The following is a 22,299-nucleotide window of genomic DNA, read 5'->3' on the forward strand; positions in this document are numbered from 1 at the left end:
TCCCTCAATAGCTTCAGAATGTTTGCGAGTGGCCTAGATAGCGGCACGCTGGGCCGTTATCAATTCAGAACATTCGGATTTTATGATGTTCGCGGCACGGCGTCATCTGGGTGTCAGCATCGCTCGCCAGCGCCAGCGCCACCACCGCCCCCGATCTCAACGCCCTATGCAATAATCGCCATTTAATTCAAACTGCTTTGAGAGTCTTCACCGTCATGCCCTGGTTCACCGTCCCCCGCCGCCCCACCGGCCCATCACGGCGAGCCGTGCGCTTGTTGGCCGTTTTGCTGTGTTTGAGTCCCATCGTCCTGACGAGTGGAGCCTGCGCCAGCAATCAAGCCCCCCCCGCTTCCGCACGCGCAACAGCAACCCGCACGCCGCCCCCCACCAAACCCTATGTCAACGCCACAGTTCCGGCCAGTCAGTCCGGCTACGATTGGCGCGAGTTTGAGGGCACAGCCGATGGCTGGCAATCGCGCAGCAGCCAAAGCAACGAATGGAGCGGACTGAATCGCGCCGCACTGAATTTGCATTCGGCCAGTGCGCTGATCGCCGACGAACGCGGCGCGGTGCTGTATTCCAAAAATGCCCGCGCCGTCCGCCCGATTGCCTCTGTAACCAAACTGATGACGGCAATGGTCGTGCTGGATACCGGCGTTTCGCTGAAAAATGATATTCGGATTATCGAAGAGGATCGCGACCGCTTAAAAAACAGCCGCTCACGGTTGCGTATCAACGATACCGTGCTATCGCGGCGTGAAATGATTATGGTCGCGCTGATGTCGTCGGATAATCGCGCCGCTCATGCGCTCGGTCGCACCACCTTCCGTGGCGGTACAACTGAGTTTGTGCAAGCCATGAACCGCAAAGCCCGCTCGCTCGGAATGCACAACACGCAATTTGTTGATTCATCGGGTCTTGATCCGCGCAACCGCTCCACGGCTGAAGATTTGGTCAAGATGGTGCGGGCCGCCTCAAATTATCCGCTGATCCGCGAAACCACCTCACGCGGCGAGATGACGTTGCGCCCCTTTGCTGACGGCACGGCGCTGCAATATCGCAACACCAATCCGCTGGTGCGCAGTCCAGACTGGACGGTCGAAGTGAGCAAAACCGGCTTTATCAACGAAGCTGGGCGCTGTCTGGTGATGCGGGCGCGAATTGACAACCGCAGTTTATACATGGTGTTTTTAGGTTCCGACGGCAAACTCAGCACCGTCGGCGACTCGAACCGGGTGCGCGACTGGATTCTCACCAGCCGCCGCACCACCGCCGCCCGTTAACGCGGACGCCGCCCCCACTTCGGCCCCGCGTGCGACGGTGTCTCGCCGTCGGGCTGGGGGCGGCGCACCGCCGGTTTTGCTGCACTCGCCGCCCGCCGCAAGCGTGGACGCTCCAACACCCGCAACCCCGCCAGCGCCATCAGTTCCGCCCGTTCGGTTTCAGTCAGCGGTCGCCAGTTGCCCGGAAACAACCGCCGCCCCAGTTCCACACTGCCATAACGAATGCGGATCAAACGGCTCACGGTGCAGCCCGCCGCTTCCCATAGCCGCCGCACCTCACGATTGCGCCCTTCATGTAACACAACATGATACCAATGATTCGCGCCACTGCCGCCCTGATCGGTCACGCGGTCGAATTTAGCCGGGCCGTCTTCTAATTCGATCCCCGTCGTCAAGTGTTCCAGTGCTTCTGGTGTCACACCGCCCAAAATCCGCACCGCATATTCGCGTTCAACTTCGCGTGATGGGTGCATCAAGCGATTAGCCAGCTCGCCATCTGTGGTAAATAAAATCAATCCAGAGGTATTAATATCGAGCCGCCCGACCGCAATCCAGCGCCCTTGTTTTGGGCGCGGCAAGCGCCGAAAAACCGTCTGCCGCTCTTCTGGATCGCGGCGCGTGACAATCTCACCTTCGGGTTTATGATAAACAATAATCTGACTTTCACTGTCGCGCTTGGGCTTTAGTGTCACCTCGCGCCCATCAATACGGATGCGGTCAGCATGCGTAGCCTGATCGCCGAGTTTGGCCAATTGACCATTGACGCGCACGCGGCCTTCGCTAATCCAGCCTTCAATTTGACGGCGCGAGCCAAGACCAGCTTCAGCTAATAATTTCTGGAGCCGAATCGGAGCCGTATTTAAACCAAGCTGACGCGGTGGCGGTCGATCATGTTTCATGGTGTATTCTCAATCAATTCAGGTGGCGGTGCGCTATTGAGCCAAGATTCGGGATCGCGGATCGCGGCCAACGGTGGCAAATCATTCAATGAGCGCAGTCCGAAATAATCCAAAAAATCGCGGGTTGTCGCATAAAGTGCCGGACGACCCGGAGTATCACGATGCCCGACAACGCGCACCCATTCGCGTTCGGTTAGGGTTTTAATAATATTCGTGCTCACTGTCACGCCGCGAATGTCCTCAATTTCACCGCGTGTGATTGGCTGACGATAGGCAATCAAGGCTAAGGTCTCTAATAATGCCCGTGAATAACGCGGCGCTTTATCATCCCACAGCCGAGCAACCCAGGGCGCAACGGTAGCGCGTACTTGCACCCGATAACCGCTGGCCACTTCGGTAATTTCGATGCCGCGTCCGTGATAATCGGCGCTCAATTCCTGAATAACACTGAGAATGGCTTTACGCTCAGGCGCTTCCGCTTCATCAAATAGCGCCCGTAATTGATCGAGCGTCAATGGGCCAGCCGCCGCAAATAACGCACCTTCGATAATGGTTTTTAGCGGTTGATTGGTCATTGGCATCGAATACTAAAAGATTGTAGATATGCTTGGGTTTATCAATAGCAAACCCTTAAATTGGACGTGTCGCTCGACATACAGGAAATTGCGAGCATCCCCAGAATGAACGCCCCGCATTAGCCCCTTTAGACGCTGTGCGCAGTACCATTGTCGCCCCACATTTGGGACATATCGGCGCTGTTTCGGGTGATACCGGAATATTCTGAGCTGCTGGACTTATAGTTGAAATCTTACTGTGTTGGCGCAATAACCTGCGAAGCTGGTGGCCATCAATTAACGTGATCTGTGCTTGATCGGCAAAACGGCGTGCCTCATCGCTAAAACGCCCTGAGGTGATAACGAATCCACCTGTTGCATTCTGAACGGCTATCACACCCATCAATTCACGTACAACATTGACACCAACTTGAACCGCCTTCCAGTGCTTACATTGCACGAGATAAGTCTGATTCTGCTTCGACAGCACCAAATCAACGCCGCCATCCGGTTCGCCAACACCTCCAGTTTCGACGACGGTATAGCCCTGATGTCGAAACCACTCACCGATCAATAGCTCAAATTCATGCCAAGTTAAATGTTCCAGTGCCTTTTGATTGGGTGCATGTGATACGTTTTGATAAAGTTGCGTCCGCTTATGCCGACGGAGTATTGAGACAAGCGCCCCGACCGTAAAAATAGCTGGTAGCAGGTACTGACCATAAAACGCCATCATGTAAAACATCTGAGCGACAATGATATCGCCTATTTGACCAGGTATTGCAGGCGTAGTGGATGGAGGTGTGATAGTTAAAGCATGGAGTCCAAAGTAGGATACAACCGCTAATAGTAAGCCCACCCACCACGGCAAACGCGCTATGATTTCAACAATATCATCAAATGCGCTGCGTTTCTTTCGGGCCATAACAGATCTCCGTATATTAAAAATGTTATAGTGTTGACTCACGCCGCCGCACATAAATCGGCGCAAACGCATCAGACTGGATTAACTCCAGCATGCTCGATTTAATCAATTCCAACAACGCCAAAAACGTTACCACCACCCCAGCACGACCTTCACTCGGATCAAATAATTCCGTCAAACACGCGCTCTCACCGCTCTGCAAGCGTTCTAATACCTGCGACATCCGCTCGCGCAATGACAACTGCTCACGCTTAATGTGATGGCGGGTAAATAACTCAGCGCGTGCCAGCACATCGCGTAAAGCGTGCAATAACTCAGGTAATTCAACATCCGGCGGTCGCCGCTTGATAAAGCCACTCGGCACCACGGCATGAACTGTAAAATGCTCGCGCTCTAAACGTGGCAAGGCATCGAGATCCACGGCTGCTTGCTTAAATCGCTCATAGTCTTGCAAACGGCGAATTAAATCGCTGCGCGGATCGTCATCGCCTTCAGTTGTACTCGGCGGCTGCGGCAGCAATAAGCGCGATTTAATCTCAGCCAGCATCGCCGCCATCAATAAATACTCAGCGGCTAATTCGAGACGCAATTCGCGCATCAACTCGACATATTCCAAATATTGATCGGTAATCCGCGCAATCGGAATATCGAGAATATCCAAATTCTGCCGCCGAATCAGATACAACAACAAATCAAGCGGCCCTTCAAAGGTTTCGAGACAAATTTCGAGCGCATCCGGCGGAATATATAAATCCAGCGGCAGCGTCAACAGCGGTGTGCCCTGCACAATCGCCAACGGCGATTCTGGCACAGGTGGCACCGCTGCTGACGCATCCGGCATATCCGGCGCATTGATTATTTCAGCAGGCAGCGCAACAGCTTCGGCATTCAATCCGATCTGCCCGCTTAAATCATTTAGATCGCTCAAATCACTCAAGCTCGCACGCCGCTCAATTGATTCCCAATGACATTGCCTGCCGCACCTCGGCGAGTGTTTCGCCTGCTATAGCGCGTGCTCGCTCGCCGCCGTCGCGAAGAATTTGGCGAACTAATTCCGGTTGGGCTTCATAATCACGGGCGCGTTCCTGAATCGGCGTTAATTCTGCCAACACCGCATCAATAATTGGCCGTTTGCATTCTAAACAACCAATTCCCGCCGAGCGACAACCCTGTTGTACCCAATCATGCACCGTCGCATCTGAATAAACCTGATGGAATGGCCACACTGGACATTTATCAGGATCACCCGGATCAGTGCGCCGCACCCGCGCTGGATCAGTCGGCATAGTACGCAAGACTTTTTCAACTTCAGCAGGTGAATCACGCAATGACAGCGTATTATTATAAGACTTAGACATCTTTTGCCCATCTATCCCAGGCATTTTTGATGCTTTGGTCAATAACGCCTGCGGTTCAGGCAAAATAATCCGTCCGCTGCCTTCAAGATCGCCGAATAACCGCTCGCGTTCGGTTTGACTGATTTGGCTTTGACTATCGAGTAATGCGCGACCCTGTTCTAATGCGGCCTGATCGCCTTGCTCTTGATAACGGCGCTTGCATTCATCAAATAGCTTGGCGTTCTTTTTGCCGAGTTTCTTTTTGGCGTCCTCCGCTTTAAGCGCAAAATCCGGCTCGCGGCCAAATAAATGATTAAAGCGCCGCGCCACTTCACGGGTTAATTCAACATGGGCAACCTGATCTTCACCAACCGGCACCTGTGCCGCTTTATAAACGAGAATATCGGCACTCTGGAGCAGCGGATAGCCGAGAAAACCATAGGTTGCTAAATCGCGTTCTTTAAGCTTGTCTTGCTGATCTTTATAGGTCGGCACGCGCTCTAACCAACCGAGCGGCGTCATCATCGACAGCAATAAATGCAGTTCGGCGTGTTCGGGAACCTGTGATTGCACAAAAATTGTCGCGGACTTAGGATCAACGCCAGCCGCCAGCCAATCAATCACCATTTCGCGGGTGCTGGCGGGAATTTGTGTCGGATCTTCGTAATGCGTGGTGAGCGCGTGCCAATCGGCGACAAAGAAAAAACAGTCATATTCATGCTGCAAGTGTAGCCAATTCTTGAGCACGCCATGATAATGGCCAAGATGCAGCCGCCCGGTTGGACGCATACCTGAAAGTACACGCGCCTGATGATGTGAAACAACAGTCAAGGGTCGATGACCTCGCGTATTAAACGAAAAATAAATCGATAACGATGCGGCTGCCCGGTAATAACTCGATTGTCCAGCGCACCAGCGGTAATAAAACGGAACTGAGTAAACCGCTGACGAATAATAACAGCAGAATCAGTAAGCCGAAGGGTTCGAGCCGTGAAAAAATAGCCGCTAAACGCGGCGGCAGGAATGAATTAAGCACGCGCCCACCATCGAGCGGCAGCAGCGGCACTAAATTCAAGACCATTAAAAATACGTTAATCAATACTCCGGCGGCACCGCTATAAATCAGCGGCACTGCGAACCAATGATTAACGGGATCGAGCAATAAACCAGCTTGAATGCCGAATCCCCAAAGCGCGGCCATCAATAGATTCGATCCTGGCCCGGCAAGCGCGACCACTGCCATATCACGGCGCGGATGATGTAAATTGCGGGCATTGACCGGCACGGGTTTCGCCCAGCCGAATAGCAGACCGGCAAAGAAAAAAGTGAGCGCCGGAATCAGGAGCGTACCGATTAAATCAATATGTCGCAGTGGATTAAAGGTCACGCGCCCGCGTTGGTGCGCGGTGTGATCGCCGAGTTGATGCGCGACCCAGCCATGTGCGGCTTCATGTACGGTAATTGCCAACAGCACTGGCACGGCGAATAAAGCGAATAGTTGTAATTCGGTGAATGTGTCCATTATTCTTCAAATAGGGTTGCATTACCCTTGCCGCGTCGCACTAATGTTGGTGGTTCGGCGATCATATCAATCACAGTCGTTGGCTCTAAGCCGCAAAAACCGCCGTCAATAATTAAATCAACCTGCTTATCGAGCAGTTCGCGCATGTCATAGGGATCGGTGAGCGGTTCGGTGTGCTCGGGTAAAATCAGCGTGGTGCTTAAAATCGGTTGATCGAGTTCAGCAAGCAGGGCGTGACAAATGGCATTATTCGGCACGCGCAAGCCAATTGCTTTGCGACGCGGATGCAATAAGCGACGCGGCACCTGTTTAGTTGCTTCGTGAATAAAGGTATAGGCGCCGGGCGTGAGTGATTTTAGCATCCGGTAGGCTTGATCATTGATTTTGGCATAGGTGGCAATTTCGGAGAGATCGCGGCAGACCAGCGTAAAATTGTGCTTATCATCAAGCCGCCGAATGCGGCGAATCCGCTCCATTGCGGATTTTTCGCCGAGTTGACAGCCGAGTGCATAGGATGAATCCGTTGGATAAACAATCACGCCGCCTTCAAGTAAAATTTCGACCGCACGCCGAATTAAACGCGACTGGGGATTGTCGGGATGAATTTGAAAAAACTGCGCCATGACACTTAATACACTTCGGTAGATGAACCGCCAACCATTCGGGATTTGGCCGCATGATATTCAGGCCAGTCGCGCCAAATGGGAATACAGCCCTCGGGCAGTGGCGAGAGCCGACCGAGTTCAATCCAAGGATTTTCGGGGCCATGATAATCAGAGCCAGTCGCCGCCCATAGCTGTTGCTCGCGGGCGTGACGGGCGAAGGTTTGCGCCTCGTCGCGGCTGTGGCTGCCGCTGACAACCTCGACGCCGACGCCGCCCAATTCCCGAAATTCACCCAGCAGGCGCTGCATACGGGTGCGCGTCAATCCGTAGCGGGCGGGATGGGCGACTACGGCTTGGCCGCCGGCGGCGTGAATCCAGCCGAGCGCCGCTTCGAGACTGGCCCAATCGCCCGGCACATGGCCGGGTTTGCCTCGGGTGAGAAACTGCCGAAACACGGCGGTGGTATCAGGGGCGCGGCGCTGTTTGACCAGAAAGCGAGCAAAATGTGTGCGTCCGATCAAGCGTCCTGAGGCCAGCGCCCGCGCACCAGCATAGGCATCGGCGATGCCGTGTTGCGCCAACCGCCGCCCGATTTCTTCAGCACGCCAAGCGCGAAAATCCATCAGTCGCGCCAAGCCGAGTTGTAAGGCGGGGTTGTTGGGATCGAGTCTTAGCCCGACAATGTGTACAGTCAGCGTATTCCAGGTGACGGAAATCTCGACCCCAGGCACGACTGTCAGCCCGACTTCAGTCGCGGCCTGTGCCGCTTCAGCGAGACCATCGGTGTTATCGTGATCGGTGAGGGCCAGCATCTGCACCCCAGCCGCTGCCGCTCGCTGCACCAGTGCGGTCGGCGTGAGGGTGCCGTCGGAGGCGGTCGAATGGGTGTGCAGATCGGGGGGCGGTTGCATCGCGCTAGTTTAACCGAATTTCACATCAGACCTCGCGCTCGGCATGTGCTGATGCAAGACGAATCTGGCCGCGATTGCTATGCTTTGTGCATCTTGCGGTCGCTGTTTTAGGCGGTCACCGCGACGTTCAGGCGAAAATCCTATGCTGCCACCAATTGACATCGGCTATATCGCCCAATGTCTCACTGAACTCGGCGAGGAACTCCAACACGTCAGTGACGAGTGGCCGGAACCGCTGGCCCCGACGCCGCGCACGCTTTGTGCTGGGCTGAACACGCTGCTCGACATCCTCTACGCTGCTGATGAGACTTCAGGCCCTGAGTTTACGCGCCAGATTCAGCAGACCACCGGCTCCGATCCAGAGCGGATGTTAGAACACGGTTTGCGGTTGATTGTACAACTGACTGAGCTGGCCCAGCGGTTACAGCGGCCCACACAGGCGCAGGCGTTAGAACGACTGGCGCTGCCGCTGAGTGTCTGGATGCTCAGGCGCGGCTGTGAATTGAGCCATCCAGAACCGGTGGTCAATGCGTTAGCGCATTTGGCTAATAGTCTGCGTCAATCCGAGGCGCTGATCGAACTCTACGGCCTGATGAGCGAGATTATGGACGCTATTGGCATCGAACGGGCGCTAGAATGGGAGCGCGATCACCCAAAACGCCCGTGGCGGGTGCTGCTCATCAATCGTGCCATTGTCGCCACGCGCACCCGTCAACCGACGCTGATGGAAACGGCATTTCAGACGATCGTTGAGCATCTGCCCGAAGAAGCGCCGAGTTTTTTCCGCGAAGGCATTGGACAGATGGAAGCAGGCGATTATCCGCCGCCAGCGCGAGCGGTGATGCAGCGGTATTTTGAGACTTGGAGTACCGAGCAGCGGTTGCATTGAAGTCAGCTTTCAGCCGCCAGCAATTCAGCTATCTATTCTGGCTGGTCGCTGGTAGCTGCAAGCCGGCAACTCATTCGGAGCAGCTTACATCATGGCCAAACCATTCCAAACCAATCGCCCACAATTCGACAGCGATCTCGATGCGATTTTAGATCGCGTTTATGGCAATAAACCGGATGCGCCGGTTGACATCCCGCGTGCGGTGATTCCGCAAACCTTTGTGCGTAACGATCAGGGATCGAAAGAACTCAAGGAAGCCCTCAGCGATCTGCGTTCGCGCCGCGAGCGGGCGCAGAGCACAATGCGTCTGCAAGAGGAAATCGACTATTTGCGCACCCAGATCAATACTCTGCGCGATCTCGGCGATCAGATCGAACGTCTGCGCCTTGATGTCCAGCATGGTCGGATCACGCTCGATCTTCCGACCGATTGAATCGCTCACCTGAACCCACTGCATCTATCTAATCATCATGTTTATGCACCAGATTTTGCGGTTCCGCCACAGCCTATGGCTGGCGCTCGCTGTGTCGCTGACGAGTGCGGCGCATTTTCAAGAACTCATCCCGTCTACAGAATTGGTCACGGATGCTGGCAGCAGCATGTTGACGCTCGATCTAGCGTTTACGCATCCGATGGAGCGCGGCCCGGTGATGCCGATGGGTCAGCCGGTGCAGTTCGGCGTCTTAACACCGCATGGACGCCAAGATTTACGCGCCAGCTTGATCCCGCGTCTGGAATCGGGCCAAGCCGCGTACCGCGCCAGCTATCCGTTGCAACAGCCGGGCGATCATGTCTTTTTTATTGAACCCGCGCCCTATTGGGAGCCAGCCGAGGGGGTGATGATCGTGCATTACACGAAAGTCGTGGTCGATGGTTTTAGCGGCGGCGGTGGCTGGGATGCGTCGGTCGGCTTTCCGGTTGAGATTCAGCCGCTGACCCGTCCCTATGGTCTGTGGACGGGGAATCTGTTTCGCGGTCTGGTGCTGCGCAATGGGCAACCTGTCCCTTTTGCTGAGGTCGAGGTCGAATGGCGCAACGATGGCTCGCTGACCGCGCCCGCCGATGCCTTTGTCACGCAGGTCATCAAAACCGATGCGCAGGGCGTGTTTGCCTATGCGATGCCGCGTGCTGGGTGGTGGGGCTTTGCCGCGCTGCTCGACGGCGAGCAACCCATGACTAATCCCGCTGGGGTCGCGGTTCCGGTCGAACTCGGCGCAGTGATGTGGGTGCGCACGCGGGAGATGCGCTGATGTTTTGGCTGATGTCCCGCTCCACGACGGCTTGAGGTTTTCCGCTTGGCGCATATCCCCGAAGGTGTCCTCTCCGCGCCGGTACTGAGTGCTGGTGCGCTCATCACGACCGCGCTGTTGACGGTCGCACTGCGGCGTCTTGACGATGTCGCGCTGCCGCGTGCGGCGGTGCTGGCCTCGGCGCTGTTTGTCGCATCGCTGATCAGCGTCCCGCTTGGGCCAACCAGCGTGCATCTGCTGCTCAATGGGCTGATGGGGCTGCTGCTGGGCTGGACAGCGGTACCGGCAATTGTGGTCGCGCTGGCACTGCAAGCGGCATTTTTTGGCTTTGGCGGGCCGCTGGTGCTAGGCGTCAATGCGCTCAATCTGGCACTTCCGGCGCTGATGTGCGCTGGTGGCGTGCGCCTAGTGCGCCCTTATTTACGTCCAGCACACTGGCCAATTGTCGGATTTAGCGCCGGTGTGCTTGGCGTGATGCTCACGGGTGTGTTAGTCGCTGCAACCTTAGCTGCCAGCGGCGAACCCTTCCGCCCAGCGGCGCAAGTGCTGTTGCTAACGTATCCGCCGCTGGCGCTGGTTGAGGGGCTGATTACGGCGACGATTATCGGGTTTTTGCAGCGCGTCGCGCCCGACATGCTGGCGCTCGGTCAGATGCGACATGATTAAGCCGTTATCGGGGACGGCGCTGGTGGTGGCGCTGGGATTGGTTTTAGTCAGTCAGACCGCGCTGGCGCATAAGCTGAAACTCTTTGCCCAGACTGAGGGTGATTGGATTCGCGGGCGCGTCTATTTTGTCGGCGGCGCGGGCGCAAGCGGGGCAGAGATTCGCGTGCAGGATGCGGCCGGTCAGGTGCTCGCTGAACTCACGCCCGACGCCAGCGGGCAGTTTGCCTACCAGATACTGACCCCAATGCATGCGCCATTGTCTTATCAACTGATCGCCCGCACCGGCGATGGTCATGTTGCGCACTGGACACTGACCGCTGTGAGCGAAACCGCGCCGTCTGCGTCTACATCTACATCGGCTGGCGCGTGTCCAGCAGCGGCTGAAATAGCGGCCGAATGCGAGCGCATTCGCTTCCGCGATGTATTGGGCGGAATCGGCTACATTTTCGGACTAACCGGCCTGCTGCTGTGGTGGCGCGGTCGGCGACGAGCGGATCGGGCAGCGTGACCACGACTGTACCAACGCCGCCCGCGACGCCACTGCCGCCGCTGCGTGGCGCTGACTGGCTGCTGGCGCACGATCCGCGTCTGCGCTTGCTTGCCGCTGGGCTGTTTGCGCTGGTGGTGGTCAGTCTCAATCAACTCAGCAGCAGCGGCGCGGCATTGGCGCTGGCGCTCGGCTTGACGGTCGCGGCACGGCTCGACGCCCGCGCTCTGGCGCGACGACTGCTGGCGCTGACCGGATTTTTGCTCATCATGCTGCTCACGCTCCCGTTCACCACGCCGGGCACATCATGGTTCACGCTTGGCAGCCTCAGCGCCAGCACAGCGGGCCGCGATCTGGCCCTCTTGATTCTGTGCAAAGCAACGGCGGTGATGCTGACCCTCACGATTCTGGTTGGCACCCTCGATCCGCTGGCCTTTGCCCAAGCACTCGGGCGGCTCGGCGTTCCGCACCGCTTGACGCAGTTACTGCTGCTAACCATCCGCCAGATTCATCTTATTGATGCCGAATCCATCCGCTTGCGGCAGGCGCTGCGGGCGCGTGCTTTTGTGCCGCGCACGGATTGGCAGACATGGCGTACCTATGGCTGGTTGATCGGAATGCTGCTGGTACGCAGTTTTGCCCGTGCTGAACGGCTACTCGAAGCGATGCGCTGTCGCGGCTTTCGTGGCCGGTTTTATCGGCTGGATACCCCGACGTGGCGAACAGCAGATTCGCTCGCGGCGCTGGGCTGGTTGCTGTTACTCGGTGGGCTGCTGTGGTTCGATCAGCACGCGGATGTTCAGGCGCTCGGTGCGATGCTGTGACGATGACCCCAATGATCGCCCCACTGCTCGAACTCCAGCGCGTCAGCTTTGACTATCACGGCCAGCGCGTGCTGCATGAGCTGGATTTTCAGGTATATCCGGGCGAGCGTGTGGCACTCATCGGCGCAAATGGCGCGGGCAAAACCACGCTGCTGCATCTGCTTGTCGGTCTGAAACGTCCGAGCGCCGGTCAGATCATCGCTTTTGGGCGTGTGCGGATGTGTGAAGCGGATTTTTATGATGTGCGGGCGCGGGTGGGGCTGTTGTTTCAGGATGCAGACGATCAACTGTTCTGCCCGACGGCGTTGGAAGATGTCGCATTTGGGCCGCTGAATCTGGGCCGCTCACCGCAGCAGGCCCGCGCCGATGCGCTCGCAACATTGGAAACATTGGGCTTGCGTGAATTTGCCGAGCGCGTCACCTATCGGCTATCCGCCGGTGAAAAGCGGTTAGTGGCCTTAGCAACTGTGCTGGCGATGCGCCCCGAGGTGTTATTGCTCGATGAGCCGACGACCGGCTTAGATGACGCGACAGCGGCGCGGCTGACGGCATATTTAGCCACGCTGGAGCAAACGATGCTGTTGGTGTCGCATGATGGGCCATTTTTGGCGCAGTTGGCGACGCGGGCGGTGCGGTTGGCGGGTGGAACAGTGGCGCATTGACGTTTTTGATCATCATTTTTTGGGTCACAAAGCTGGAGCTTCGCGACCAGAATCAATCCTGTTAATCCTGTCTCATCATCACCACTCAGCGCCGCAGCAACACGGTTTCAATCACCAACAGCACCACCGAAATGACATTGGCGATCATTGCGCCACCGGAGAGCGACACAATGCTCGCCATCACCGATGGGGTCAGACCGCTGTCAGTGGCATGAACGGCAATCGTCCAGATCAGCGACGCGGCCAGCAGTTGCAGCATCGCCACCAGACTCGTTGCCAACAGCACCGCGCCCATCTGCGTGCGGTCGCCGAATTTCAGCACCGTAGCAATCAGATTCACGACCACCACAAAAAACAGCTCCCAAACGTGATGATGGTCAGGATTGTCGATCTCGCCGACGAAAAACCCAAAGTTCAGCGTCAAGGCAAGGACGATAAAAAAGCCGAAAATAACCTTTTCTGGATTCATGGCAATGCGGATATGGTCGATAAGCTAAAAGATCAGGCGGGGATAAGCCGTGCGGCATTGTAAACTGCTGCACGGCTTTGCGCCCCGCACGGGCCGGACAAACACCGCCTGGCCCGCGCCATTGGATTAACGATAGGCGCGTCATTGCGCTAACATGCCCGTTCATACGTCAACGCCCAGCCGCGCCCTCGCATCCATGAAGATCAATCTGCCGGTCACGCAACACGAACATGACTATCCCGAGTCTTGGATCATCGTTTCTACCACAGATACCAAGGGCATTATTACCTATTGCAACAAGCCCTTTATCGAGATCAGTGGCTTCGATGAGTCCGAGCTGGTTGGCGTCAACCATAATGTCATCCGTCACCCGGACATGCCGCCGGCGGCGTTTAAAAATCTCTGGGATACGGTCAAAAAGGGCAAACCCTGGCGCGGGACAGTGAAAAATCGCTGCAAAAACGGCGATCACTACTGGGTTGATGCCTATGTCACGCCGGTCTACGAAGGGGCCACACTGGTCGGCTATCAGTCGGTGCGCACGCGCCCAACTCGCGCTCAGATCGAAGCCGCTGAACGGCTCTACGAACGGGTGCGCGAACGCAATTTGGAAGAACTGCCGCGCCCGCTGATTCCCGAATTTAGCCATGCCGTGTGGTTAAGCGGCGCGTTTAGTATCGTCGGGCTAGGTGCCATGCTCGCCGGTTGGCTCGGCAATCTCTGGGTGGGCGTGGGCGCATTGGTGGTCGGCATCGTGCTGGCGCAGGTGAGTGCGCACGCGATTTTTAAGCAGATTGGCGAGGCGGTGCGCGTGGCCAAAAAGATCGCCGCTGGCGATCTATCCTCATCGATTCAAGTCAGCGGCAATAATGAAACTGCCGAAATTTTGCAATCGGTCAAGATGTTACAAGCGCGGCTGGCAACCGTCATGGGCCATATTCAAGAATCAGCCAGCGGGGTCGCCGCCGCCGCTGCGCAACTGTCCCATGCCTCCAACTCCACGCATGGCCTGATGGAGCAGCAACATCAGGAAACCGATATGGTCGCCACCGCGATGAACGAGATGTCGGCCACCGTCTCCGAGGTCGCCAATAACACCACTGCCGCCGCCGATGCCGCCCATCAAGCCAGCCACAAGGCACGCGAAGGGCGACAAGTCGTGCATTACAGCGTTGATGGCATTCGCGAACTCGCCGATGGCGTCGGGCAAGCCGCCGAAACGATTCATCAGCTTGAAGTCGAATCCGACAATATCGGCAAAATCCTCGATGTCATTCGCAGTATTGCCGGACAAACGAATTTGCTGGCGCTCAATGCCGCAATTGAAGCTGCCCGCGCTGGTGAACAAGGGCGCGGCTTTGCCGTGGTGGCCGATGAAGTGCGAGCTTTAGCACAACGCACCCAGCAATCGACCCAAGAAATTCAAGATCTCATTGCCCGTTTACAGCAAGGTTCTCGCACTGCCGTGTCAATGATGAAGCGTGGCCGCGATCAAGCCGAACAAAGCGTCATGCTGGCCAATGAAACCGATCAATCCCTAACTGAAATCACCCAATCGGTTGAGCGCATCAATGACATGAGCGATCAAATCGCCACAGCAGCAGAAGAACAACGCGCCGTTGTCGAAGAAATGAACCGCAATGTTGAAAGTATCCGGCATTTATCACTCGATACGCTCCAGAGTACCGATGAAGTGGTGCGGGCGACTGGTCACCTAGAAGATCTGGCCGGTAAGCTAATGGGTGTGGTTAATCAATATAAAATATGAGCGATGATCTGCGCCGACTTGCTGTTCTTAGGTTGTCGCTTACCGCGTGCGCCGCGCCACCTGCCAGCGCCAGAGTTCTAATCCAACCAGCGCCATAAAGAGCGCCATGCCCAGTGTTCCCGCTGCCAGTGCGTGCCATCCCAGCACCGTAACCAGCCAGCGGCTGCCGAGATAGAGCGCGACTCCAAACAGGATATAGCCCAGCACGCGCCCGACATCATAGGGCACCGGATAGTAACGCCGCCCCAAGCCATACGACAGCCCCACCATCGCCGCATAGCACACCAGATGCGCCCAGGCCGCACCCTGATAGCCGTACAGCGGCACCCACCACCAGAGTAGCCCCAGCGTGATCGCCGCGCCAATCAGCGATACCCCCGCGCCTAATAGCGTGCGGTCGGTGAGTTTGTACCAAATCGACAAATTAACATACACGCCAAGCAATAAATTGGCGAGCAATAACACCGGTACCACGCCCAGCCCGACGCGATAGTCAGCGCCGACAAAATATTGAAAAACATCCAGATACAATGTTACCAGCAAGAATAAAAATACACAGGCGATCACAAAGCCATTGAGCACAATTGCATAGGTACGTCCGGCGTCATGTTGTTTGGCATAATTAAAAAAGAATGGCTCACCGGCATAGCGAAATGCTTGAATAAATAATGACATCAAAATCGAGAGTTTATAGCAGGCGCTGTAAATTCCAAGTTGTGCCAGATTAGTCGCGTCATCATAGGGCAGTAAATATTTGAGCGCGGCACGGTCGAGCATTTCATTGACAATGCCGGCCAGCCCGATAATAACCATTGGCAATGAATAACGCATCAGTTTTTGAAACAGCGCAACATTAAATGCACCGAATCCACTGATAAACTGCGGTGTGAGCAGCAGCAGTTTTAAGGCACTCGCGGCGAGATTAGCGAGAAAGACATAGCCGATGCCAATTGCTGGATTCCATAATTGACCGAGTACAGACTGCGGATCCGCTGTATATGCCTGACGCGCTACGACAATAAACAGCAGGGTTAAGCCGATATTTGCGCCGATTTCAATGAACTTAACCGTCGCAAAGCGAGCGGCGCGTTCTTCAGCCCGTAGCCGCGCAAATGCCAACGCACCAATTGAATCACAGACCAAAATCGCCGCGCACCAGATGATATATTCCGGATGGTCAGCATGACGCAACAGTAATGCAAGCGGCTCGCGTCCCAGCCAAAATGCGAGTAAATACAATAGATTAACCAGCACAAGAAACCACAGCACTGTCCCGTAAACGGTCTCAGGTTGCCATTCACCGCCAGCGCGAAAACGGAAATAGCCGGTTTCCAGCCCGAAGGCCAGCAGCACCGCTAAAAATCCCATGTAGGCGTAGAATTCAGCGACGACGCCGTATTCAGCCGGGGCAAAGCTATAGGTCAGCACCGGCACCAGCAGGTAGTTCAGAAAGCGTCCGAGTACGCTACTGACCCCATAGATAGCGGTCTGCGAGGCAAGGCGTTTGAGTGGGTTCAAGGTGTGTGGGGGCGAGTGCGGGGCGGTTGCCGGGAAAGGCGGATGGTAGCTTGCGTCTGTGCCAGATGGAGAGTTGACGTTGCGTGGCGCAGTCCCAACGGCATTGCAGCCCACAACCTATGTTAATGCGTGAATGGGGCGCGACTCAGCCCATCAATTCACAAAACGGCAAAAACTCAACCCAGTCGCCGCGCTCAATCACGCGCCCCGGCTGAAGCTGCACCAGCCCATCCGCCCAAGCGACCGAGGACAATACCGCCGAGGAGCGACTGGGATACACCACCGCTTCAAGTTCACCATCCGCGCTGCGCTCTAAACGTGCACGCTGAAATTCAAGTCGTTTATCGGGGCGCGGCCAATCAAACCCAGCACGCACAGACAGCGGGCGTATGTCCACCTCACCCGCTACACCCTGCAAAGTGCGAATCAGCGGTCGAGCAAACAGCACCGCTGTAACGAACAGCGACACCGGATTGCCCGGGCAGCCGAGCAACGGCGTGCCTGCGACTTCACCAAAGGCCAGCGGCTTGCCGGGGCGGATGTTCACCTGATGCAGTTCCAACCGCCCGAGCCGCTCGACGGCGGGTTTGATGTGGTCTTCCTCGCCGACCGAAACCCCACCGCTGGCGATCATTAAATCCGCCTCACGCGCTCCGCGTGCAAGCGCCGCGACGGTCGATTCAAGATCATCGGCGACAATCCCAAGATCGACGACTTCACAGCCCCAGCCTTGCAATAATCCCAGCAACACGAAGCGGTTAGAGTTGTAAATCTGACCTGCGCCGAGCGGCTGACCGGGCAGCGCCAGTTCATCCCCGCTTGATAGCAGCGCCACGCGCAGCCGCCGCCGTACCACCAATTGCGCGACCCCGACCGATGCCGCCAGCCCCAGATGCGCGGGCGTGAGCAGGGTTCCGGCGGCGATGACCTCAGCGCCAGCGCGAATATCTTCACCAACGCGGCGTACATTGGCTCCGGCTTTCACGTCGAGCGGAATCCGCACCGCTCCGGCGGACGCTTCGCACACTTCCTGCACGACGACGGTATCCGCGCCCTCGGGCACGGGTGCGCCGGTGAAAATCCGCGCCGCCGTGCCCGAGGCGAGTGGTGTGCCGACGGCACCGGCGGCGATGCGCTGGGCGACCGGCAACTGTCCAGCGTGCGCGGCAAGATCGGCATGACGGATCGCGTAACCGTCCATCGCGCTGTTATCCCAGCCGGGCACGTCGATGGCGCTGATAACGGGTTCGGCGAGCACGTGCCCAAGTGCCGCATCCAGCGCCAACGTTTCAGTGTCGGTGATCCGCGCAACACGCGCTGTTAGAAAAGCAATGGCCTGAGCTTTGGTCAGGGTTTTGCAACGCGGGGAATCCGGCGCACAGGTGTTGGATTGAGCAATCATTGTTCGAGCAAACGCGGAATGAGTTGAGCGAAATTGCAGGGGCGAGTACGGATGTCGAGTTGCGGTGCAAGGATATGTTCCCAAGCCGTGCGACAGGCTCCGGTTGAGCCGGGGAGACAGAAGATAAAGGTGCCGTTGGCCAGTCCGCCGAAGCTGCGTGATTGGAGCGTTGACGCGCCAATCTCGGCATATGACACCTGCCGGAATAATTCGCCAAACCCTTCGACCTGTTTATCCAGCAGCGGCATGATGGCTTCGGGCGTGCTGTCGCGTCCGGTGACGCCGGTACCGCCAGTGCTCAAGATGACCTCGATTTCAGGATCGGCGATCCAGCGCGAGACGATGGCCCGTAGTTGGTAGACATCATCGCGGACAATCTCGCGGGCGAGGATCGCATGTCCGGCAGCGGTGGCGCTGTCGCACAAGAATTGGCCGGAAGTATCGCGGGAAGCGTCGCGGCTGTCAGAGACGGTCAGAATCGCCAAGCGCAGCGGGCGGAACGGCTGTTCAGTGAAATGGGTGTTCATTTCACAACTTTTAGCGTCGGCGCACCCTTCTTTTTCCCTTTTGGGCGATTCGGTGCCGGAGAGGGCGTGTCATCAGTTCCGGTCGGCGCGGTTGTCGGCAACACTGCCAAACGCGGGCCGGATGCTGCCGCCGGTGTCCGCGCTGCCGGGGTCGTCGTTTCAGGATAAACCGGATCAGGGAACACCATCCCCTGCCCATTTTCGCGGGTAAAAATACCGACAACCGCTTCAGTCGGAAATAACACCTCACGCGCTACGCCCCCAAAACGGGCGCTAAATTCCGTCCACTCGTTCCCGATTAACAGCCCCCGCACCGCGCCCAACGCAATATTGAGCACGATGCGACCATCGGCGACAAACTCCATCGGCACCCGCGCATCGGGAAAATCAGCATCGACGACTAAATGTGGCGTCATCTGATTATCCAAAATCCATTCATAGATCCCGCGCACCAAATAGGGCTTGCTGGAAGTCATTTCATCGATGGCGTCGCTCATCGCCGTAAATCCGTAATCATTTCTCTTTCCGCTTCAGTCAAACTCAGCCGGAATGCATCCCAAGTAAAAATCCGCTTCATATAAATACGGATCGGATCGGCTTGTTTCGGTAGCTCAATACCAAGCACTGGCAACCGCCACAACAGCGGCGCAACACAGCAATCAACCAGCGAGAATTCCTCGCTCATAAAAAACGTATGTGCCGCAAAGACCGGAGCGGTCACAATTAAACTCTCGCGCAATTCTTTACGCGCTTGCTCAACTTCATCCCCATTGCCATGCAGAATGCGCCCCATGAGCGCATACCAATCACGATCAATGCGATACATGAATAGTCGCGCACTCGCCCGCGAAACGGGATCGACTGGCAGTAATGGCGGATGCGGAAAGCGTTCGTCGAGATATTCCATAATGATCCGCGATTCATACAGCCGCAGATCACGATCAATAAAGGTCGGCACCGTTGCATACGGATTGGCGTCGAGCACCTCACCGGGCAGAGCCTGGGCATCGACATCGACGACTTCGACAGCAATGCCTTTTTCGGCCAGAACCATTCTGACCCGATGGCAATAGGGGCAGGTAGGGTCGGAATAGAGAGTCATCGGTTGCACCGATTATCAAGCAGAAAACAAGTGCGGCGACCCGCAATCAGGTCGCCGCCGTAGTGTTCAATTAATGAACGTCTTTCCAATACTCTTTCTTGAGCATGTACGCCAAGATGAAGAGGAAGCCGAGGAATAGCAGCACGTAGCGCCCAAGACGCTCGCGCTCAAGCTGCGCCGGCTCGCCAACATAGGTCAGGAAGTTGGTGATGTCACGCACCATTGTGTCGTATTCCTGCGGCGACAGCGATCCCTGCTTGACCAGCTTCACACCCTTGATGGTTGGTTCAGCGCCCGGATCGTGCGCCGGTTCCATGACCGCTTCTTGACGCCCCTGCAAATTGCCCAGCACATGCGGCATCCCGACCAGCGGGAAGATGACGTTGTTGACGCCATAGGGCCGCGTGTCATCGACATAGAAGCTCTTGAGATAGGTATAGATCCAATCCGGCGAGCGCAAACGCGCTTCCAGCGTCAGATCCGGCACCGCTGCACCAAACCACTTTTCGCCATCTTCTGGCCGCAGTGCATTGGTGATGAGATCGCCCGGCTTGGCATCACCGAAGATCAGATTCTGACGCAGGGTGATCTCGTCGATGCCCAGATCTTTGGCCAAGCGGTTGTAGCGCATGTACTTCAGGGTATGACAGCCGGAGCAGTAATTCATGAAGTACTTGGCACCGCGCTGCAACGAGGCTTGATCACGCAGATCGATATTGGCCTGTTCCAGATGCACGCCACCGCCAGCCGCCAGCAGCGTTGTCGGCCCGAGCAGCAACAGGGTGGCTAGAATCAACTTTCTCATGATGTCACCCTCTCTGGAACGGGCTTGGTCTGATCCAGCGAACTGTAGATCGGCATTAACAAGAAATAGGCGAAATACAGCACGGTGAAGATCTGCGACAGCAGGGTATAGAGGTCAGAGGCCGGCTGAATGCCGAGCCACGCCAGTGCGACGAAGGACACGACGAAGATCGCCGTTGCGATCTTGAAGATCGGCCCCTTGTAGCGCATCGACTTCACGGGGCTGCGGTCGAGCCAAGGCAGCACGAACAGAATCAAAATCGCTGCGAACATCACCACCACGCCCGGAAACTGCGAACCGTACATCGGCGGCACTGCCCGCAACATGGCGTAAAACGGCGTGAAGTACCACACCGGCGCAATATGTGGCGGCGTCAGCATCGGGTTAGCCGGCTGGAAGTTCGGCGCTTCAAGGAACATGCCGCCCATCGTCGGATTAAAAAACATGATGTAGCTGAAGATCGCCAAAAAGACGACCACGCCCATCAGATCTTTAACCGTGTAATAGGGATGGAAGGGGATACCATCAGCCGGCGCCTTGTCGCTCCAGCGGTTCCCTTTTGGGCCAGCTTTAATTTCGATGCCATCTGGATTATTCGAGCCGACATGATGCAGCGCGACAATATGCAGGAACACCAGTCCGACGAGCAGGAATGGCAGCAGGAAGTGGAAGGCAAAGAAGCGATTTAGGGTCGCATCGGAGATGACATAGTCACCACGCACCCAGACCGACAGATCGTCACCGACAACCGGCACGGCTGCGAACAGGTTGACAATCACCTGAGCGCCCCAATAGGACATCTGACCCCAGGGCAGCAGATAGCCAAAGAAGGCCGTTGCCATCATCACCAGATAGATGACCACACCGATCATCCACAACAGTTCACGCGGCTTGCGGTATGACCCCCACAGCAGTCCCCGGAACATGTGCAAATAGATGACGATAAAGAACATCGAGGCACCGGTCGAGTGCATATAGCGAATCAACCAGCCCCAATCGACATCCCGCATGATGTACTCAACCGAGGCAAACGCTAGGGTTGCATCGGGTTTGTAGCTCATTGCCAGCCAGATGCCGGTAACGATCTGAATCACCAGCGTCAAAATCGCCAGCGAGCCGAAGAACGACCAAAAATTCAGATTCTTCGGGGCATAGTATTCGGAGAGATGGTTACGCCAGGTCTCCGAGAGCGGGAATCGCTTATCGATCCAACTGAGGTTTTCGGTTTTTTCAGCACTCATCAGGCGCTCCCTCGATCCTCACCAATGAGGATGGTGGTGTCGTTGAGATAAGCGTGCTTCGGGATCACCAGGTTAGTCGGCGCGGGAACATTTTTAAATACACGCGCTGCTAAATCGAACCGCGAGCCGTGGCACGGACAGTGGAAACCGCCCTTCCAGTCAGCACCCAAATCTTCGGGGCCAAACTCGGGACGATAGGTCGGCGAACAACCGAGATGGGTGCAGATACCGATGGCAACCAGATACTCGGGCTTGATCGAGCGCGTCGGGTTCTTGCAATACGCCGGCTGCTGGGGCACCTCGGAGGTGGGATCGACCAGCTTGGGGTCGTTGCTGGAAAGTGCTGCCAGCATCTCAGGTGAGCGATGCACTACCCAGACTGGCTTGCCGCGCCACTTGACGCGCAACAGCGCACCCGGCTCCAGCTTACTGATGTCCGCCTCGACCGGTGCACCGGCCGCCCGCGCCCGGGCACTCGGATTCATCGATGCGACGAACGGGACGAGCGCGTAGCCAGCGCCAGCGGCACCAACCACGCTAGTCGCGGCAACGAGCACTCGTCGCCTCATTTTGTTCACGCCTTGCGCGCTCATAGGCCAATATCCCCCGGCTGATGCGAGCACCGCCCACGGCAAGCCCATAGGCGAAGCCTC

General features: G+C 56.6%; 26 protein-coding genes. 9 read left to right on the forward strand and 17 right to left on the reverse strand.

What is annotated here, in order from left to right:
• The first annotated feature begins 110 nt into the window (after positions 1-110).
• Positions 111-1,283: a serine hydrolase gene (locus BLW10_RS03970; protein ID WP_245709076.1), complete on the forward strand. Its 1,173-nt coding sequence runs from the start codon at positions 111-113 to the stop codon at positions 1,281-1,283.
• Here BLW10_RS03970 and rluB read toward each other — a convergent pair.
• The 8 genes from rluB to BLW10_RS04010 all read right to left on the reverse strand — a co-directional run bounded on the left by rluB (position 1,280) and on the right by BLW10_RS04010 (position 8,036).
• On the reverse strand, positions 1,280-2,182 hold the full coding sequence (gene rluB / locus BLW10_RS03975) for a 23S rRNA pseudouridine(2605) synthase RluB (protein WP_091332505.1): 903 nt from the start codon (positions 2,180-2,182) through the stop codon (positions 1,280-1,282). The two genes, BLW10_RS03970 and rluB, sit on opposite strands and share 4 nt — an antisense overlap.
• Positions 2,179-2,757 carry an SMC-Scp complex subunit ScpB gene (gene scpB, locus BLW10_RS03980; RefSeq protein WP_091332543.1) on the reverse strand — a complete coding sequence of 193 codons (579 nt, stop codon included), beginning with the start codon at positions 2,755-2,757 and terminating at the stop codon, positions 2,179-2,181. Before scpB ends, rluB begins: the two co-directional genes overlap by 4 nt.
• A gap of 55 nt (positions 2,758-2,812) precedes the next feature.
• Positions 2,813-3,661 carry a restriction endonuclease gene (locus tag BLW10_RS14205; RefSeq protein WP_091332506.1) on the reverse strand — a complete coding sequence of 283 codons (849 nt, stop codon included), beginning with the start codon at positions 3,659-3,661 and terminating at the stop codon, positions 2,813-2,815.
• Positions 3,662-3,686: 25 nt separating this feature from the next.
• On the reverse strand, positions 3,687-4,502 hold the full coding sequence (locus BLW10_RS03990; RefSeq protein ID WP_091332544.1) for a segregation and condensation protein A: 816 nt from the start codon (positions 4,500-4,502) through the stop codon (positions 3,687-3,689).
• 109 nt (positions 4,503-4,611) lie between these two features.
• Positions 4,612-5,829: a tryptophan--tRNA ligase gene (locus BLW10_RS03995; RefSeq protein WP_091332507.1), complete on the reverse strand. Its 1,218-nt coding sequence runs from the start codon at positions 5,827-5,829 to the stop codon at positions 4,612-4,614.
• A gap of 19 nt (positions 5,830-5,848) precedes the next feature.
• Complete coding sequence (locus BLW10_RS04000; protein WP_091332508.1) at positions 5,849-6,520, reverse strand: site-2 protease family protein; 672 nt, start codon at positions 6,518-6,520, stop codon at positions 5,849-5,851.
• On the reverse strand, positions 6,520-7,143 hold the full coding sequence (locus BLW10_RS04005; RefSeq protein ID WP_091332509.1) for an L-threonylcarbamoyladenylate synthase: 624 nt from the start codon (positions 7,141-7,143) through the stop codon (positions 6,520-6,522). Before BLW10_RS04005 ends, BLW10_RS04000 begins: the two co-directional genes overlap by 1 nt.
• Before the next feature lie 5 nt (positions 7,144-7,148).
• The gene (locus tag BLW10_RS04010; RefSeq protein WP_091332510.1) at positions 7,149-8,036 is read right to left on the reverse strand and encodes a PHP domain-containing protein; all 888 of its coding nucleotides are present in this window, start codon (positions 8,034-8,036) and stop codon (positions 7,149-7,151) included.
• 142 nt (positions 8,037-8,178) lie between these two features.
• On the opposite strand from BLW10_RS04010, the gene BLW10_RS04015 reads away from it, so the two are divergent.
• The 7 genes from BLW10_RS04015 (at position 8,179) to BLW10_RS04045 (ending at position 12,814) form a co-directional block, all read left to right on the forward strand.
• The gene (locus BLW10_RS04015; RefSeq protein WP_091332511.1) at positions 8,179-8,925 is read left to right on the forward strand and encodes a hypothetical protein; all 747 of its coding nucleotides are present in this window, start codon (positions 8,179-8,181) and stop codon (positions 8,923-8,925) included.
• Between the two features lie 91 nt (positions 8,926-9,016).
• Positions 9,017-9,358: a prefoldin domain-containing protein gene (locus BLW10_RS04020; RefSeq protein WP_091332512.1), complete on the forward strand. Its 342-nt coding sequence runs from the start codon at positions 9,017-9,019 to the stop codon at positions 9,356-9,358.
• 37 nt (positions 9,359-9,395) lie between these two features.
• Positions 9,396-10,175, forward strand: a complete 780-nt coding sequence (locus tag BLW10_RS04025) for a DUF4198 domain-containing protein (protein ID WP_342707504.1) — start codon at positions 9,396-9,398, stop codon at positions 10,173-10,175.
• 45 nt (positions 10,176-10,220) lie between these two features.
• Complete coding sequence (gene cbiM / locus BLW10_RS04030) at positions 10,221-10,841, forward strand: cobalt transporter CbiM (protein WP_091332513.1); 621 nt, start codon at positions 10,221-10,223, stop codon at positions 10,839-10,841.
• The gene (locus tag BLW10_RS04035; protein ID WP_091332514.1) at positions 10,834-11,349 is read left to right on the forward strand and encodes a peptidase associated/transthyretin-like domain-containing protein; all 516 of its coding nucleotides are present in this window, start codon (positions 10,834-10,836) and stop codon (positions 11,347-11,349) included. The genes cbiM and BLW10_RS04035 overlap by 8 nt, the downstream gene beginning before the upstream one ends.
• The gene (gene cbiQ, locus BLW10_RS04040) at positions 11,346-12,152 is read left to right on the forward strand and encodes a cobalt ECF transporter T component CbiQ (protein ID WP_245709077.1); all 807 of its coding nucleotides are present in this window, start codon (positions 11,346-11,348) and stop codon (positions 12,150-12,152) included. Before BLW10_RS04035 ends, cbiQ begins: the two co-directional genes overlap by 4 nt.
• A 2-nt stretch (positions 12,153-12,154) precedes the next feature.
• Positions 12,155-12,814, forward strand: a complete 660-nt coding sequence (locus BLW10_RS04045; RefSeq protein ID WP_245709078.1) for an energy-coupling factor ABC transporter ATP-binding protein — start codon at positions 12,155-12,157, stop codon at positions 12,812-12,814.
• Between the two features lie 85 nt (positions 12,815-12,899).
• Here the strand turns inward: BLW10_RS04045 and BLW10_RS04050 are convergent, their stop codons facing one another.
• Positions 12,900-13,283: a DUF6394 family protein gene (locus BLW10_RS04050; protein ID WP_091332516.1), complete on the reverse strand. Its 384-nt coding sequence runs from the start codon at positions 13,281-13,283 to the stop codon at positions 12,900-12,902.
• 154 nt (positions 13,284-13,437) lie between these two features.
• Here BLW10_RS04050 and BLW10_RS04055 point away from each other — a divergent pair, with 154 nt between their 5' ends.
• Positions 13,438-15,051 carry a methyl-accepting chemotaxis protein gene (locus BLW10_RS04055; protein ID WP_245709079.1) on the forward strand — a complete coding sequence of 538 codons (1,614 nt, stop codon included), beginning with the start codon at positions 13,438-13,440 and terminating at the stop codon, positions 15,049-15,051.
• A 39-nt stretch (positions 15,052-15,090) separates the two neighbouring features.
• On the opposite strand, the gene BLW10_RS04060 is transcribed toward BLW10_RS04055, so the two are convergent.
• From BLW10_RS04060 to petA, 8 genes are all read right to left on the reverse strand, one after another.
• Positions 15,091-16,569, reverse strand: coding sequence for an oligosaccharide flippase family protein (locus BLW10_RS04060; RefSeq protein ID WP_091332518.1), 1,479 nt, complete (start codon positions 16,567-16,569; stop codon positions 15,091-15,093).
• A 145-nt stretch (positions 16,570-16,714) separates the two neighbouring features.
• Entirely contained in the window at positions 16,715-17,971 is a 1,257-nt protein-coding gene (locus BLW10_RS04065) for a molybdopterin molybdotransferase MoeA (protein ID WP_091332519.1), read from the reverse strand.
• Entirely contained in the window at positions 17,968-18,498 is a 531-nt protein-coding gene (moaB, locus tag BLW10_RS04070) for a molybdenum cofactor biosynthesis protein B (protein ID WP_091332520.1), read from the reverse strand. Before moaB ends, BLW10_RS04065 begins: the two co-directional genes overlap by 4 nt.
• Positions 18,495-18,995 carry a ClpXP protease specificity-enhancing factor gene (locus tag BLW10_RS04075; protein WP_091332521.1) on the reverse strand — a complete coding sequence of 167 codons (501 nt, stop codon included), beginning with the start codon at positions 18,993-18,995 and terminating at the stop codon, positions 18,495-18,497. Before BLW10_RS04075 ends, moaB begins: the two co-directional genes overlap by 4 nt.
• The gene (locus BLW10_RS04080; RefSeq protein WP_091332522.1) at positions 18,992-19,600 is read right to left on the reverse strand and encodes a glutathione S-transferase N-terminal domain-containing protein; all 609 of its coding nucleotides are present in this window, start codon (positions 19,598-19,600) and stop codon (positions 18,992-18,994) included. The genes BLW10_RS04075 and BLW10_RS04080 overlap by 4 nt, the downstream gene beginning before the upstream one ends.
• A gap of 70 nt (positions 19,601-19,670) precedes the next feature.
• Positions 19,671-20,405, reverse strand: a complete 735-nt coding sequence (locus BLW10_RS04085) for a cytochrome c1 (protein ID WP_091332523.1) — start codon at positions 20,403-20,405, stop codon at positions 19,671-19,673.
• On the reverse strand, positions 20,402-21,646 hold the full coding sequence (locus BLW10_RS04090) for a cytochrome b (RefSeq protein ID WP_091332524.1): 1,245 nt from the start codon (positions 21,644-21,646) through the stop codon (positions 20,402-20,404). The genes BLW10_RS04085 and BLW10_RS04090 overlap by 4 nt, the downstream gene beginning before the upstream one ends.
• Positions 21,646-22,239 carry a ubiquinol-cytochrome c reductase iron-sulfur subunit gene (gene petA, locus BLW10_RS04095; RefSeq protein WP_091332547.1) on the reverse strand — a complete coding sequence of 198 codons (594 nt, stop codon included), beginning with the start codon at positions 22,237-22,239 and terminating at the stop codon, positions 21,646-21,648. The genes BLW10_RS04090 and petA overlap by 1 nt, the downstream gene beginning before the upstream one ends.
• Positions 22,240-22,299: the final 60 nt, after the last annotated feature.

It is taken from the genome of Allochromatium warmingii (assembly GCF_900107145.1).
In the GTDB taxonomy this organism is placed as follows: Bacteria; Pseudomonadota; Gammaproteobacteria; order Chromatiales; family Chromatiaceae; genus Thermochromatium; species Thermochromatium warmingii.